This window comes from Streptomyces sp. NPDC015345 (genome assembly GCF_043078805.1).
Taxonomy (GTDB): domain Bacteria; phylum Actinomycetota; class Actinomycetes; order Streptomycetales; family Streptomycetaceae; genus Streptomyces.
Map to the genome: position 1 here is coordinate 502,407 of NZ_JBIBTX010000005.1, position 15,589 is coordinate 517,995.

Annotated in this window: 11 protein-coding genes; 3 read left to right on the top strand and 8 right to left on the bottom strand. The window is 68.7% G+C overall.

Annotated elements, in window-relative coordinates:
- Window positions 1-46 precede the first annotated feature (46 nt).
- Window positions 47-2,398 carry a DUF6049 family protein gene (locus ACF062_RS23495; RefSeq protein ID WP_392140903.1) on the bottom strand — a complete coding sequence of 784 codons (2,352 nt, stop codon included), beginning with the start codon at window positions 2,396-2,398 and terminating at the stop codon, window positions 47-49.
- Between the two features lie 201 nt (window positions 2,399-2,599).
- On the opposite strand from ACF062_RS23495, the gene ACF062_RS23500 reads away from it, so the two are divergent.
- On the top strand, window positions 2,600-4,042 hold the full coding sequence (locus ACF062_RS23500; protein WP_392140905.1) for a CCA tRNA nucleotidyltransferase: 1,443 nt from the start codon (window positions 2,600-2,602) through the stop codon (window positions 4,040-4,042).
- Between the two features lie 104 nt (window positions 4,043-4,146).
- Here ACF062_RS23500 and ACF062_RS23505 read toward each other — a convergent pair whose 3' ends face one another.
- The 4 genes from ACF062_RS23505 to ACF062_RS23520 form a co-directional block, all read right to left on the bottom strand.
- A complete protein-coding gene (locus tag ACF062_RS23505; protein ID WP_392140907.1) occupies window positions 4,147-4,491 on the bottom strand; it encodes a hypothetical protein in 345 nt (114 codons plus the stop codon).
- A 267-nt stretch (window positions 4,492-4,758) separates the two neighbouring features.
- Entirely contained in the window at window positions 4,759-6,015 is a 1,257-nt protein-coding gene (locus ACF062_RS23510; RefSeq protein ID WP_392140909.1) for an MFS transporter, read from the bottom strand.
- 79 nt (window positions 6,016-6,094) lie between these two features.
- Window positions 6,095-7,177 carry an inositol-3-phosphate synthase gene (locus ACF062_RS23515; RefSeq protein WP_392140911.1) on the bottom strand — a complete coding sequence of 361 codons (1,083 nt, stop codon included), beginning with the start codon at window positions 7,175-7,177 and terminating at the stop codon, window positions 6,095-6,097.
- Window positions 7,178-7,236: 59 nt separating this feature from the next.
- Window positions 7,237-7,923 (bottom strand): PadR family transcriptional regulator, encoded by a 687-nt coding sequence (locus ACF062_RS23520; protein ID WP_392140913.1) that lies wholly within the window; start codon window positions 7,921-7,923, stop codon window positions 7,237-7,239.
- Between the two features lie 373 nt (window positions 7,924-8,296).
- Here ACF062_RS23520 and ACF062_RS23525 point away from each other — a divergent pair, with 373 nt between their 5' ends.
- Window positions 8,297-11,059 (top strand): transglycosylase domain-containing protein, encoded by a 2,763-nt coding sequence (locus tag ACF062_RS23525; protein WP_392140915.1) that lies wholly within the window; start codon window positions 8,297-8,299, stop codon window positions 11,057-11,059.
- A 96-nt stretch (window positions 11,060-11,155) separates the two neighbouring features.
- Window positions 11,156-12,703, top strand: coding sequence for a glycosyltransferase family 87 protein (locus tag ACF062_RS23530; protein WP_392141210.1), 1,548 nt, complete (start codon window positions 11,156-11,158; stop codon window positions 12,701-12,703).
- A gap of 155 nt (window positions 12,704-12,858) precedes the next feature.
- Here ACF062_RS23530 and ACF062_RS23535 read toward each other — a convergent pair whose 3' ends face one another.
- The 3 genes from ACF062_RS23535 to ACF062_RS23545 form a co-directional block, all read right to left on the bottom strand.
- Complete coding sequence (locus ACF062_RS23535; protein ID WP_223775642.1) at window positions 12,859-13,890, bottom strand: alanine racemase; 1,032 nt, start codon at window positions 13,888-13,890, stop codon at window positions 12,859-12,861.
- Between the two features lie 66 nt (window positions 13,891-13,956).
- Window positions 13,957-15,078 carry a peptidoglycan bridge formation glycyltransferase FemA/FemB family protein gene (locus tag ACF062_RS23540; RefSeq protein ID WP_223775641.1) on the bottom strand — a complete coding sequence of 374 codons (1,122 nt, stop codon included), beginning with the start codon at window positions 15,076-15,078 and terminating at the stop codon, window positions 13,957-13,959.
- A gap of 147 nt (window positions 15,079-15,225) precedes the next feature.
- Window positions 15,226-15,540, bottom strand: coding sequence for a hypothetical protein (locus ACF062_RS23545; protein WP_392140918.1), 315 nt, complete (start codon window positions 15,538-15,540; stop codon window positions 15,226-15,228).
- Window positions 15,541-15,589: the final 49 nt, after the last annotated feature.

Here is a 15,589-nt window from a genome sequence, read left to right on the forward strand (position 1 = left end):
GTTTACCCCACCTCATCGTCCCCGGGCCCACCGGCCACGACATCGCTCAACGGTCCACTCTCTCACCCGTGTCCGACGGGTCGGTGCTTTCCGGGGCGGTGTCCGGTGTCGGGTCACTCGGCTGCTCGGGGTCGCCTTCCCCGGACGTGGGGCCGGATTCCCCGCCGGGACCCTCGTCGGGGCCTTCCTGCACGGCAGGCTTCCGCGCCGCGCGCTTGCGCTGCGTGTACATCCGGAAACCGGCGAGTACGAGCAGGAGGAGGCCGCCGGCGATGACGAGCATCACCGCGGGAGTGACCTCGGTGACATTGACCTCGAAGGCCACTGCCTCCCCGTAGGGCTCGCCGTCCTCCGTGTAGAGCTGGGCGTAGACCGGGACCGGGCCGTTGGCGTTGGCCGTGGTGGTGAACTTCACCGACTGGGAGTGACCGCCCGCGACCTCGATGGGGATCTCTTCGTACTGACCGTCGCCGATCTTCAGGCGGGTGGGGTTCTCCGAGAACAGCCGCAGGTTCAGGTGGCCGACGCCCTGCACCAGGTTGTTCTGCACCGACACCGGGATGGTCGCGCTGCGCCCGGAGAGCTTCGCGTCGGACCTCTCGATCAGAGCCACCTGCTCGGTGAGCTCCCGCAGGTAGTTCTTGACGCCGGCCTGGTAGGTGGTCGCCTCCGACGGGCGGCCGCGCCAGGACGTCGACATCTCGCGGTCTATGGCCCTTCCGAAGGGCGTGACCACGCGGTCCTTCTCGGTGAGGATCACCTGGAAGCGCTCGAGCATGCCCTGGGTCTCGTGGATCGACTCGAACGCCGACCGGGGCAGCTCCTGCTTGCGCAGCGCGGCCGGGTAGGACCCGGTCGACGGAACCCGCGTCGTGGCCCTCGGGTCCGGCTTCGCCTTCGCCGCCGTGGTCAGGTCGTCGAACTCCGACCACTGCCCGTCCTGGAGCGTGGTCAGCGCCTTCGCCATCGTCTGGGCCTGGCTGGCCGTGGGCATGCGCTGCGGCGCGACGACGATGCTGCGCTGCCTGCCGGGGTCCTGGAGGTTGATCATCAGGCTCTGGGCGACGAACTCCTGGACGGCCAGCGTGGAGTTCTCGGCTTCCGTCATGTCGCCCTGGAAGGCCGTGGAGAGGCGTGCGTCGGCCACCACCGCGGTCGTACCGCCGCCGATGGGCCGGGCCGCGGTCGGCGAGTACGTCAGGCCGTCGGTCTCGCGGAGGCTGTCGCTGCGAGCGATCACCGTATGGGCGCCCGCGGAGGTCGAGACGTCGACGATGGACGGGTCGATCGCCCCGTCGGCGGGCCACGCGAAGTCCGTGCTCGGCTTCACGTGGAGGATCGTGTCCACCGCGCTGGCCCCCGCGTCGGTGGCCTCCTTGAGGTGGCTGAGAGACCCGGTCACGGCCCTGCCGTTGTGCGCGAGGGATGCGAGGTCGGGGTCGGCGAACGGCAGCGCGACGACCTTCTTGCCCTTGACCGCGGCTTCCAGGTCATTGAGCCAGGCGGTGGCCACCGCCTGGTGCTTGCCCGCCCTGGTCGTCCGTCCGTCAGGGTTCTGGATCCGGTAGCCCTTCGTCATCGCCTCGACGGAGGCGAGCAGGTCCGGATCGATGACCCAGGTGACGTCGAGGTCGCTGCCGAGGGCCAGGAGCTGCTGGAGACGGCCGCCCGGCGCGAGGTCGTCGGCCAGTTCGTCGTTCCTGAAAACAGGCGTCTGCTGCTCGTCGGACTCGGTCTTCGCCGTGAGGTGCGTGTCGGCGATGAGCGGCCACAGGTAGGTCGTCTTCGTCTTCGTGTCGACGGCCTCGGTCTGCCACGGCAGGAAGGTGCGCTCGATGCCGAGCACCTGCGGGTAAGGCTGTGCGGCGCTCTGGCCGGTGAGGGCGACGCTCAGCTGGTAGACGCCGTCGGCGCCGAGGTGCAGGGCCTTGACGGGTACGGAGACGCTGAAGTCCTGCCGGACGCCGGGCACGAGCTTGGCGAACTTGTCGACGTACTTGCCGCCGACCTCCGTGCCGTCGAGCCCCGGCTGGAAGCCGGTGCGCTTCGCGGCGCCGTCGATCTCACTCCGGCCGCCGAGGGGCGCCGATCCCACCCGCAGCCCGACCTGGGCCCCGGTCACCGTCTGCTTGCCCTGGTTGGTGACCGTGCCGGAGACGGTGATCTTGTCGTCTTCGTCGGGAGCGGTCGGGGTCAGGGCGTCCAGCGATACGTCGACGGTGCCGGAACCGGTGGCGTCGGCCGGCGCGCTCGGCACGGCGGCGTGCGCCACGGGGCCGACCGGGGCCTGTAGGAGGCCGGCCAGCAAAGGGGTACCCACCAGCAGTGCTGCGGTGCGCCGCAGCCACCGGCGGGCAGGTGAGGGGCTCGTCCCCGGGAAGTCTGCCGCCTCGGCCACGCGTTCGCCCGTCCCTCGTCGTCAGTGGTCGTCGGTTGTGCGTCCACGCATGGTAACGATGCGCGCTGTGACGAAGTGCCGCGGTCTGCTCCACATGATCGCAAGACCTGGCCGGGACGCGGCGCGAGCCCTGGACGGCGCGGACGGCCCGGCGGTAATCGGGTCGGCCCCGGGCGCCCGGGGCACGTACCCTTTTCTGTTGTGCCGAACGCCAACGAAGACAATCCCAGCGCACTGAGCCAGGTGCAGCGCCGCGCGGTCAGCGAATTGCTGCGTGTATCCCCTGTCGCGGACGATCTCGCCCGCCGTTTCCAGGAGGCCGGGTTCTCTCTCGCCCTGGTCGGTGGCTCGGTCAGGGACGCGCTCCTGGGCCGGCTCGGCAACGACCTGGACTTCACGACCGACGCCCGCCCCGAGGACGTACTGAAGATCGTCCGACCGTGGGCGGACGCGGTGTGGGAGGTCGGAATCGCCTTCGGCACGGTCGGCTGCCAGAAAGAGGGCTACCAGATCGAGGTCACGACGTACCGGTCCGAGGCGTACGACAGGACGTCGCGCAAGCCCGAGGTGTCCTACGGCGACTCCATCGAGGAAGATCTCGTCCGCCGTGACTTCACCGTGAACGCGATGGCCGTGGCGCTCCCCGAGAAGGAGTTCGTCGACCCGCACGGAGGCCTTGAGGACCTGTCCGAGCGTGTCCTGCGCACGCCGGGGACCCCCGAGGAGTCCTTCTCGGACGATCCACTGCGGATGATGCGGGCCGCGCGGTTCGCCGCGCAGCTGGACTTCGAGGTGGCGCCCGAGGTCATCGCCGCGATGAAGGCCATGGCCGAGCGCATCGACATCGTGTCCGCGGAGCGGGTACGGGACGAGCTGAACAAGCTGCTCCTCTCCGCGTACCCGCGCAAGGGCCTCGCCCTCCTCGTCGACACGGGGCTCGCCGCGCGGGTCCTGCCGGAGCTGCCCGCGCTGCGCCTGGAGCGGGACGAGCACCACCGTCACAAGGACGTCTACGACCACTCGCTGATCGTCCTGGAGCAGGCGATGGCGCTGGAGACGGACGGACCGGACCTCACGCTGCGGCTGGCCGCGCTGCTGCACGACATCGGCAAGCCGAAGACCCGTCGCTTCGAGAGCGACGGGCGGGTCTCCTTCCACCACCACGAGGTGGTCGGGGCCAAGATGGTCAAGAAGCGCATGACGGCGCTCAAGTACTCCAACGAGCTGGTGAAGGACGTCTCGCGCCTCGTCGAGCTCCACCTGCGCTTCCACGGCTACGGCACGGGTGAGTGGACGGACTCGGCCGTACGCCGCTATGTACGCGACGCCGGGCCGCTCCTGGAGCGCCTGCACAAGCTGACCCGCTCCGACTGCACGACGCGCAACAAGCGCAAGGCGAACGCGCTGTCGCGTGCGTACGACGGCCTGGAGGAACGCATCGCCCGCCTCCAGGAACAGGAGGAGCTGGACTCGATCCGCCCCGACCTGGACGGCAACGACATCATGCAGGTCCTGGACGTGGGCCCTGGACCGGTGATCGGCAAGGCCTACAAGTTCCTGCTGGAGCTGCGGCTGGAGAACGGGCCGATGGAGCGGGACGCGGCGGTGGCGGTGCTCAAGGAGTGGTGGGCGGCGCAGGACTGAGGCTGAAGGTGGGTGGATGTTTCACGTGAAACACTCACCCGCCCCAAACGTGCCGAGGGGCGCTGTTTCACGTGAAACCGTGAAACAGCGCCCCTCTTCGTCGCCTACTTAACCTTCTTGAGGCAGAGCACCACGTTGTGGCCCTCGCCCTCCTGGTAGTAGGCGATTTCCGACGTCTTGACGGCCTCGCACTTGTCGCCGTCGCTGGTGTTGTCGAACTTCTCGACGACCTTGAACTCGGCGTCGCTCGACGAGCAGTCGACGTCACGCAGGTCAGGCGTGCTCAATGTGCCCTTGTTCTGCATGCAGCTGCCCACGGAGGTGGTCTCGGCGTCACTGGAGCCGAAGTACCACTTGCCGATGGCTATGAGGATGGCGACGAGGGCGAACCCGCCGATGCGCAGAAGGAGCTTCTTGCCGCCCCGGCGAGGAGCAGCCGGCGGGGGCACGGGCCCACCCTGGTGGGGCGGGTACGGCGCGCCCTGCTGCGGAGGGTAGGGAGCCCCCTGCTGCTGATACGGCGCGCCCGGGGCCTGCTGTCCGTACGGGTTCTGGCCCTGAGGCGGGTACGGAGCTTGGCCCTGGGGCGGCGGAGTGGTCACTTTTGGGGGTCCCCTCGAACGAGAGCGCGATGGCGCGAATAAGACGCCCGTAAGTTATCGGGGCGCAGCCGTATCTCTGAAGCCCAGAGAGGCTCTGTGGCACTGATGTGACACTTACTGCACGTCAAAGCGGGTCATAGTCGCCGCAATCGCTGCGTACAACAGAGCCACCATGACGACAAGCGGAACCGACCGGCCGTCAGCCGGCAGGAGCAGCGCCGCCACTGCCGCCGCGCCCACGAACGCGACGTTGAAGAGGACGTCGTAGAGGGAGAAGATCCGGCCGCGGAAACCGTCGTCCACCGAGGACTGCACCACCGTGTCCGTGGCGATCTTCGCGCCCTGCGTCGTCAGGCCGAGGACGAAGGCGGCGATGAGCAGAGGCACGGGGGCGAAGGTGAGGCCGAGGGCCGGTTCCAGGACCGTCGCCGTGGCCGCGCACGCGGCGATCCAGCCGCCCGGTCCCAGTCGGCCCGCCGCGGAGGGGGTCACCAGCGCCGCCACGAAGAAGCCCGCCCCGGAGACGCCGACCGCGAGGCCGAGCAGCGCCAGCCCCTCGGACTCCGTGGATGTCCACGCGTACCGGCACAGCATCAGGACCATGACCGTGAGCGCGCCGTAGCAGAACCGCAGCACCGTCATCGCGCCCAGCGCGCGGGCGGCCGCCGGGCGCTGGGCCAGGTGTCGTAGCCCCGCCGCCAGGCCGCGGGCCGTGCCGACCAGCGCCTCCCCGAGGCGGGGCCGCACCAGGTCGGGGTCGGGGCCGAGCAGGTCACGCGCCATGCGGAGCGAGGCGAGCGCCGCGCAGAGGTACAGGGCCGCCCCGAGCAGGACCACCACCGCGTCCGAATCCGAGCCCGACAGCCGGACGGCGAAGGCGAGGCCGCCGCCCACGGTCGCGGCGAGTGTGCCCGCGGTCGGCGAGAGCGAGTTGGCGATGACCAGGCGATCGGCGTCGACCACCCGCGGCAGCGCGGCGGAGAGCCCCGCGAGCACGAAGCGGTTGACGGCGGTGACACACAGCGCGGAGGCGTAGAAGAGCCAGTCGGGGACGCCGCTGAGCATCAGCAGAGCGGTAAGGGCCGCCAGTGCCGCCCGCAGGAGGTTGCCGTGGAGGAAGACCTGCCGACGCTGCCAGCGGTCCAGGAGGACGCCCGCGAAGGGGCCGACCAGCGAATACGGGAGGAGCAGCACGGCCATCGCGGAGGCGATCGCTCCGGCCGAGGCCTGCTTCTCCGGTGAGAAGACCACGTAGGTCGCGAGGGCGACCTGGTAGACGCCGTCCGCGCTCTGCGAGATCAGCCGTACGGCGAGCAGGCGCCGGAAGTCCCGCAGACGCAGCAGGACACGCAGGTCACCGACGACAGCCATGGGGCACACCCTCACATACGAGGAGGGTCCCCGGGTGGAATGCCCGGGGACCCTCGACGAGTGACAAGGAGCGAGCTGTTTAGCGCTCGACCTCGCCCTTGATGAACTTCTCGACGTTCTCGTAGGCCTCGTCGTCGAAGTACTGGACCGGCGGGGACTTCATGAAGTACGAGGACGCGGAGAGGATCGGGCCGCCGATGCCGCGGTCCTTGGCGATCTTCGCCGCGCGCAGGGCGTCGATGATGACACCCGCGGAGTTCGGGGAGTCCCAGACCTCGAGCTTGTACTCCAGGTTCAGCGGGACGTCACCGAAGGCACGGCCCTCGAGGCGGACGTACGCCCACTTGCGGTCGTCGAGCCACGCGACGTAGTCCGACGGGCCGATGTGGACGTTCTTCTCGCCCAGCTCGCGGTCGGGGATCTGCGAGGTGACGGCCTGCGTCTTCGAGATCTTCTTCGACTCCAGGCGGTCGCGCTCCAGCATGTTCTTGAAGTCCATGTTGCCGCCGACGTTGAGCTGCATCGTGCGCTCAAGGCGGACACCACGGTCCTCGAACAGCTTCGCCATCACGCGGTGCGTGATGGTGGCGCCGACCTGCGACTTGATGTCGTCACCGACGATCGGCACGCCGGCCTCGGTGAACTTGTCCGCCCACTCCTTGGTACCGGCGATGAAGACCGGCAGCGCGTTGACGAACGCGACCTTGGCGTCGATGGCGCACTGCGCGTAGAACTTCGCGGCGTCCTCGGAACCGACGGGCAGGTAGCAGACGAGGACGTCGACCTCACGGTCCTTGAGGACCTGGACGACGTCGACGGGCGCCTCGGCGGACTCCTCGATGGTCTGCCGGTAGTACAGGCCCAGGCCGTCGAGGGTGTGGCCACGCTGGACCTGCACGCCGGTGTTCGGCACGTCGCAGATCTTGATGGTGTTGTTCTCGCTGGCACCGATGGCGTCCGCGAGGTCGAGGCCGACCTTCTTCGCGTCGACGTCGAAGGCGGCGACGAACTCGACGTCACCGACGTGGTACTCGCCGAACTGGACGTGCATCAGGCCCGGGACCTTGGCGTCCGGGTCGGCGTCCTTGTAATACTCGACGCCCTGGACCAGCGAGGCGGCGCAGTTGCCCACGCCGACGATGGCTACGCGAACCGAACCCATTCCGGTTGCTCCCTGTGTGATCTCGGTATTCCGGATGAGACCCGGCGGAACGCTGGGTCTCACTTGGCGGGGTCATCGGACGGATCCGGCGGCGGGTCGTTCTCCCGCCGCCGGGGCAGGCCCGCCGACTCCCCAGATGTGCTGTCCTGCTGAGCGGAGCTTTCGCGGGAGGGCCGTTGCTGGTTCCGTCCCGCTCGCTCGCTCTCGATGAGCTCGTTCAGCCAGCGCACTTCGCGCTCCACGGACTCCATGCCGTGCCGCTGCAGCTCAAGCGTGTAGTCGTCCAGGCGCTCCCGGGTACGGGCCAGGGAGGCGCGCATCTTCTCCAGGCGCTCTTCGAGTCGGCTGCGGCGGCCCTCGAGCACCCGCATGCGTACGTCCCGCGAGGTCTGCCCGAAGAAGGCGAAGCGGGCGGCGAAGTGCTCGTCCTCGTACGCGTCGGGGCCGGTCTGCGAGAGCAGATCCTCGAAGTGCTCCTTACCTTCCGCCGTCAACCGATAGACGATCTTGGCGCGGCGCCCGGTGAGTGGAGCCGCGAGCGCGTCTTCGGAGGCGCTGCCCGCCTCCTCGATCAGCCAGCCGTTGGCGACCAGCGTCTTGAGGCAGGGGTAGAGGGTCCCGTAGCTGAAGGCGCGGAAGACTCCCAGCGACGTATTGAGACGTTTCCGCAGCTCATAGCCGTGCATCGGGGACTCACGGAGGAGGCCGAGGACGGCGAATTCCAGGATGCCGGAGCGCCTGCTCATCTTCGCCTCCCGTCTGCCGCAGTCCCTCAGTACGGCCTTTATGCCGAGCTGATGTATCGACTCGATACATCGAGACGATAGAACGGTGACCCGCATGAGACAAGAGGGGGCACGGTGAACGGCGTCACATCACCGATTCGTAGGAAGTAACTTGCCTGATTTGGGGTGAACTTCGGCTCTACGAGGGTTTTGACGGTGCGTAGTCTGTGCGCCATGTATGCCGCCGGGAACCAAGTGACGCCAGGGAGCGTCGTCGTCCCCGGTGTGGTGCGGGTGAGCGCCGGAACGGGCGCATCCGTACGTCGGGGGGACCGGAAACCAGCCGCCGTTTCCAGGCGCGGACAGCTGCGCCTGCCCGAGGAGTAATCGTTCGATGAGCGAGCACCGTCGCAAACCGCCGCAGCCGCAGGGCGGCGGACGCGCCGCGGCCAGGCGTGGCGCCCCAGGAGCGCCGTCGGGCCGCCGTGCGGCGCCGAGAGATGCCACTGGACCGTCCTCTTCCTCCTATGGGGCACCTGGAGCCGGGGCCCCGGACGAGGGGGACCAGGCCTACGGAGGCCGGGCCCAGGCCCGGCGAGCCGCGCAACGCAGTGGTTCGGTCGGGGCGGGAGGCGGTCGCCGCAGGGCGGCCGAGGCCTCCGGCGGCGGACGTGCCGGTGGTGGAGGACGCCGTGGCGGGGGTGGACCCGGCGGTTCCGGCGGATCCGGCCCCGGGCGCGGCAGGGGCCGTGGACCCCAGCAGCCCGGCAAGAAGAGGTTCATCGACTACCCGCGCGCGGGCAAGCGGGGCGCGCGACGCTGGGTGCCGTCGTGGCGCCTGGTCACGGGCCTGTTTCTGAGCTTCGTCGGCGGTCTGATGGCCGTCGCGGGCATCTCGTACGCCCTGGTGGAGGTCCCCGAGGTCGACAAGGCGGCCACGGCCCAGAACAACGTCTACTACTGGGCCGACGGCAAGCAGATGGTCGCGACCGGTGGTGAGCGCAACCGCCAGATCATCGACTACGACGACATCCCCAAGGAGATGCGCTTCGCCGTCATGTCGGCGGAGAACAAGACGTTCGAGGACGACAAGGGCGTCGACCCCATGGGCATCGCGCGTGCCGTGGTCAACATGGCCAAGGGCGGGCAGACCCAGGGTGGCTCCACGATCACCCAGCAGTACGTCAAGAACGCACGCCTCGGTGATCAGTCGCAGACGTTCAGCCGCAAGTTCAAAGAGCTCTTCATCTCCATAAAGGTCGGCCGGACCGAATCCAAGGAAGACATCATGGCCGGCTACCTCAACACCGCTTACTACGGTCGTGGGGCCTACGGCATCCAGGCGGCCGCCCGGGCCTACTTCGACAAGGAAGCGACGGACCTGGACCCGAGCCAGTGCGCGCTCCTCGCGACGGTGCTGAAGGGTGCCACGTACTACGACCCGGCCGGCTACCCCGAGATCGACCCCGCGGCCAACCAGAAGGACAACACCGCGCGCGCCAAGAAGCGGTGGAAGTGGATCCTCGACGAGGAGGTCAAGGACGGCCACCTGACCGCCGCGCAGCGGAACAAGTACAAGGTGTTCCCGAAGCTCCAGAACCCGCGGTCGAACACCCAGCTGGGCGGCCAGACCGGTTACCTCGTGGACCTGGCCAAGGCTTATGTCATCCGCAACACGGACATCACCGCCGAGCAGCTCCAGCAGGGCGGCTACGAGATCCACACGACCTTCGAGAGGAAGAAGGTCAAGGAACTCGAGAACGCGGTGAACAAGGTCCGCAAGGAGAAGATCAAGCCGAAGCTGCGTCCCGAGAAGGACACGCACGTCCAGTTCGGCGGTGCCTCCGTGGATCCCAAGAGCGGCGCCATCAAGGCCATCTACGGCGGTGAGGACGCGACGAAGCACTTCACCAACAACGCCGACCAGACCGGCGCCCAGGTGGGTTCGACGTACAAGCCGTTCGTGCTGGCCGCCGCCTTCAAGTACGGCGTACGCAACCCTGATGGCCCGGAGGTGCAGAGCAATGCCGAGCGCACTGTGGTCAACCCCAAGAGCCTGTACAGCGGCAAGAACGAGCTGAAGATCAAGAACTACAACCGCAGTGTCTGGACCGACCGCGAGGGCAAGGAGTGGCTCCAGAAGAACGACGGAGACGCGTCCTACAACCCTCCGAGCTACCAGATCGACCTTCGTGAGGCGATGCGGGAGTCGGTCAACTCGGCCTATGTGCAGCTCGGTATGGATGTCGGTCTGGACAAGGTGAAGGAAGCGGCCATTGACGCCGGCCTCAAGGACGACAGCTCCATGGCCAGCGCCAACTACCCCTCCTTCTCGCTCGGCACCTCGTCGCCGAGTGCGATCCGGATGGCCGGGGCCTACTCCACGTTCGCGGCCAGCGGCAAGCAGAACGAGCCGTACTCGGTCAAGGAGGTCGAGTACAAGGGCGACTCTGTCTACGAGCACGAGATGAAGACCAAGCAGGCCTTCACCTCGCAGGTCGCCGACAACGTCACCGACGTGCTGAGGACCGTCGTGGAGAAGGGCACCGGCACCTCGGCCCAGCTGAGCGGCCGCCCGGTCGCGGGCAAGACCGGTACGACGGACGGCAACAAGTCCGCCTGGTTCGTCGGTTACACCCCGCAGCTCTCGACGGCGATCAGCATGTACCGGCTCGACGACGACGAGACCAACAAGAAGCGCGAGTTCCTGGAGATGTTCGGCACGGGTGGCGAGGAGAAGATCCACGGCGCCTCGTTCCCGGCGAAGATCTGGCAGGACTACATGTCGAAGGCGCTCAAGGGCGAGCCCGTGCGGTCCTTCCCGACGCCGGGGCCGATCGGTCAGCTCGTCGGTGAGACACCGCCTCCGCCGCCGAGCCCCACGGCCACCAAGGAGCCGGAGGACGAGCCCTCGTCCCCGACGCCCACGGAGACGGAGACGACCAAGCCCCCCACGACGCAGTCACCCGACCCCGAGGAGTCCTGCAGCCAGTGGGACTGGGAGTGCAACAACGACGGCGGCGCGGACGGCGGTGCCGAGGACGGTGGCGCCAACGGAGACCCGGGTGGGGAATCACCGCCGCCCACGGACGATCCGCCGGGCGACGACCGGGGGAACCAGAACGGCGGAGGGATCTTCGGCGGCCCGAGAGGCTGAGCCGGGGCCTCCCCCGCGGATGTTTCACGTGAAACGAGGGCCGCCACACCGACCGGTGTGGCGGCCCTCGGCGCGTCCCCAGCCGCGTACGGCAGGATGTCGGGCATGCCCAGTGCAGACCCCAGCGCCGGTCCCGGCGCAGAGACGCCGAGCACGAGCGCGTACGAGCCCGTGAGCCCGCAGGAACCGGAGCCGGTGCGGCCGACGAAGGAGGACGAGGTCGCCCGGGCCGGCAGTGAGCTGCTCGGCGGTCCCCTCGGCCGAAGAGCGCTGTCCGTGGCGCAGTGGTGGTCTCCCGTCCGCGTCATCGCGCTCATCGCGATCGGGATGTTCGCGCTGGGCATGGTCCAGAAGCTGCCGTGCTACAACGGCGCGTGGTTCTCCGGGGCGAGCTCGCAGTACACGCGCGCGTGCTACTCCGACATCCCGCATCTGTACGAAGGGCGAGGCTTCGCCGACGGCCTGGTGCCGTACTTCGACAAGCTGCCCGGCGACATGGAGTACCTCGAGTACCCGGTCCTGACCGGCATCTTCATGGAGATGGCCTCCTGGGTGACGCCTGGCAGCGGATCCATCCAGCACCAGGAGAAGATCTACTGGATGGTCAACGCGGGGATACTGATGGTCTGCACGGCCGTCGTCGCCGTCTGTGTGGCACGAACGCATCGGCGTCGCCCTTGGGACGCCCTGCTCGTCGCCCTCGCACCGGCCTTCGCGCTGACGGCCACCATCAACTGGGATCTGCTCGCCGTCGCCCTCACGGCCGCCGCGATGATGATGTGGGCACGCGCGCGTGCCCTCGCCTTCGGCATCCTCCTGGGGCTCGCCACGGCCGCCAAGCTCTATCCCGTGCTGCTGCTGGGGCCGCTGCTGATCCTGTGCTGGCGCGCGGGCCGCTGGCGGGAGTTCGGGGCCGGCCTGCTCGGCGCCGTGGGCACCTGGCTGGCGGTCAACCTCCCGGTGATACTGCTCGCCGGTGAGGGCTGGTCGAAGTTCTACACCTTCAGCCAGGAGCGGGACGTCGACTTCGGGTCGTTCTGGCTGATCCTCAACCAGCGCATGCAGTCACCGCTGCCCGTCGATACCGTCAACACCTTGGCGGTGGCGCTGATGCTCCTGGCCTGCCTGGCCATAGGAGCGCTCGGGCTGACCGCGCCGCGTCGGCCGCGCTTCGCGCAACTCGCCTTCCTGGTCGTGGCCGCCTTCATCCTCACCAACAAGGTCTACTCACCGCAGTACGTCCTGTGGCTGATCCCGCTCGCCGCGCTCGCGAGGCCCCGCTGGCGCGACTTCTTGATCTGGCAGGCGTGCGAGGTCGCGTACTTCCTCGGGATCTGGATGTACCTGGCGTACACGACCAGCGGAGACGCGCACAAAGGCCTGCCCACCGAGGGCTATCAGGTCGCCATCGCCGTCCACTTGCTGGGGACGCTGTACCTGTGCGCGGTGGTCGTACGCGACATCCTGATGCCGGAGCGGGACGTGGTGCGCCGGGGAGGCGACGACGACCCGTCGGGCGGCGCCCTGGACGGCGCGGAGGACGTCTTCGTGCTCGGGCCCGTGGCGCAGCCGGCGCGGCCTGTGGCGCACTCGGCCGAGGGGCCGTTCGTGAAGTGGGGGACGGCGACCGATCTGCCGCGCTGAGCTGTCCCGCCGTCAGGCGCGCGGCGGGTGTTCGCCCTGAGCGAACATGAGGAGAGCGGCGGCGGACAGGGCCGTCATACGGCCGAGGGGGCCCGGACACGACGCATGTCGTGTCCGGGCCCCCTCGGTGTGGTGCGGGGTGCTCCGGCAGTGCCTCAGCGGTCCACCATGCGGTCGAACTGGGTCGTGGTGTGCCGCAGATGGGCCACCAGTTCCTCGCCGACCCTGGGCTCCTGCGCGTCGGAGGGCACGAAGAGGATGGAGACCTGCATGTGCGGGGGCTCCGCGAACCAGCGCTGCTTGCCCGCCCAGACGAACGGCGAGAGGTTGCGGTTGACGGTCGCGAGGCCCGCCCGGGCCACGCCCTTGGCGCGCGGCATCATGCCGTGCAGCGCCTTCGGGGCCTCCAGGCCGACGCCGTGTGAGGTGCCGCCCGCGACCACGACCAGCCAGCCGTCGGACGCGACCTTCTGCTGGCGGTAGCCGAAGCGGTCGCCCTTGGCGACGGCGGTGACGTCCAGGACGGCGCCGCGGTACTCGGTGGCCTCGTGGTCGCCCAGCCAGAGATTCGTGCCGATGCGCGCCCGGAAGCGGGTCTGCGGGAACTGCTGCTGGAGGCGGGCCAGTTCGTTGGCCTTGAGGTGGCTGACGAACATCGTGTGCAGCGGCAGACGGGCGGCGCGCAGGCGGTCCATCCAGCCGATGACCTCCTCGACGGCGTCGGAGCCGTCGGTGCGGTCCAGCGGCAGGTGGAGCGCGAAGCCTTCGAGCCGTACGTCCTCGATGGCGGCGTGCAGTTGCGGGAGCTCCTGCTCGCTGATGCCGTGGCGCTTCATCGAGGACATGACCTCGATGACGACGCGGGCGCCCACCAGGCCGTGCACGCCGTCCAGCGACGACACGGAGCGGACCACGCGGTCGGGCAGCGGCACGGGCTCCTCGCCCCGCCGGAACGGGGTCAGGACCAGCAGGTCACCGCTGAACCAGTCCTTGATCCGGGCCGCCTCGTAGGTGGTACCCACGGCGAGGATGTCGGAGCCGAAGCGCGTGGCTTCCTCGGCCAGGCGCTCATGACCGAAGCCGTAGCCGTTGCCCTTGCAGACCGGGACGATGCCCGGGAACTGCTCCAGCACGTGCTTGTGATGTGCCCGCCAGCGCGCGGTGTCGACATAGAGCGTGAGCGCCATGGCTGGATCCCGGAACCTTTCTCGTGTCTGCGGTGTATCAGAGTTATGAAGCGAAATTGTGCGGGATCAGCGGCGCGACATGTAGATGTCGAGCGCCTTGTGCAGCAGCTTGTTGAGCGGGAAGTCCCACTCGCCGATGTACTCGGCGGCCTCACCACCGGTGCCCACCTTGAACTGGATCAGACCGAAGAGGTGGTCCGTCTCGTCCAGGGAGTCGGAGATGCCGCGCAGGTCATAGACCGTGGCGCCCATGGCGTACGCGTCGCGGAGCATCCGCCACTGCATCGCGTTCGAGGGCCTGACCTCGCGCCCGATGTTGTCCGACGCGCCGTAGGAGTACCAGACGTGCCCGCCGACGACGAGCATCGTGGCGGCCGACAGGTTCACGCCGTTGTGCCGCGCGAAGTACAGCCGCATGCGGTTGGGGTCCTCGGAGTTGAGGGCCTGCCACATCTGCTGGAAGTAACCGAGCGGCCGCGGGCGGAACTTGTCGCGGATTGCCGTGATCTCGTAGAGGCGCTGCCACTCGGCGAGATCCTGGTAGCCGCCCTGGACGACCTCGACGCCGGCCTTCTCGGCCTTCTTGATGTTGCGCCGCCACAGCTGGTTGAAGCCCTTCTGGACCTCGTCCAGAGAGCGGTTGGCCAGCGGCACCTGGAAGACGAACCGGGGCTGTACGTCACCGAAGCCGGCGCCGCCGTCCTCGCCCTGCTGCCAGCCCATCCGGCGCAGCCGGTCGGAGACCTCGAAGGCGCGCGGCTCGATGAACGTCGCCTCGACGTCCCGCAGCCGCTTCACGTCCGGGTTCTGGATGCCGGCCTTGATCGCCGGAGCGTCCCAGCGGCGGATCACGACCGGCGGGCCCATCTTCACGGAGAAAGCGCCCTGCTGCTTGAGGTGCGCCAGCATCGGCTGGAGCCACTCGTCCAGGTTCGGGGCGTACCAGTTGATGACCGGCCCCTCGGGGAGGTACGCGAGATACCGCTTCAGCTTGGGCAGCTGCCGGTAGAGCACCAGGCCCGCACCGACCAGCTCGCCGGTCCTGTCGTCGAACCAGCCCAGGTTCTCCGAGCGCCATTCGCTCTTCACGTCAGCCCATGCCGGGACCTGGCAATGACTCGCCGACGGCAGTGTCTGGATATACGCCAGATGCTGCTCGCGGCTGATGGTCCTCAGGGTCAGACTCATTCGGGGCGCTCCTCGGGCTGGTGTGTCCCCATGGGTTCAGGGGCTCCGGCTCTCGCGCCGAAGCCTACTGCGCCCCGCGAGCGCCCCGACTGGCCGTACGCAACCTCGACCCCCGGCCCCGCCCGGGACCGGGGTGCCGAGGGGCGGTCAGCCGACGATTCCGCCGAAGAGTCCGCCGTGTGCCATGCCCAGGAAGAACCCGATCGCCGCGGCGCCCATGCCCAGGATCAGGCCGAAGCGTTCGCGGGTCGTCGCCGAGATGAACTGGCCGTACGCGCCGGTGAGGATCCCGACCAGGCCCGTCCACGAGCTGAGCAGATGGAGGTTGTGGAACATCGCCGTCACGAACGCGATCGCACCCAGCACCAGCGTCACGCCGACCAGCGTGTCCTGGAGCGGATGGGACTTGCCGTCCGAGGCGAAGAGCGAGGTAGTGGTGTTGTGTCGCACCGTCTGTGCCATGTGAGGCACCTCCTGCGGAGAGCGGCGCATCGTAGCGCCATACACACCC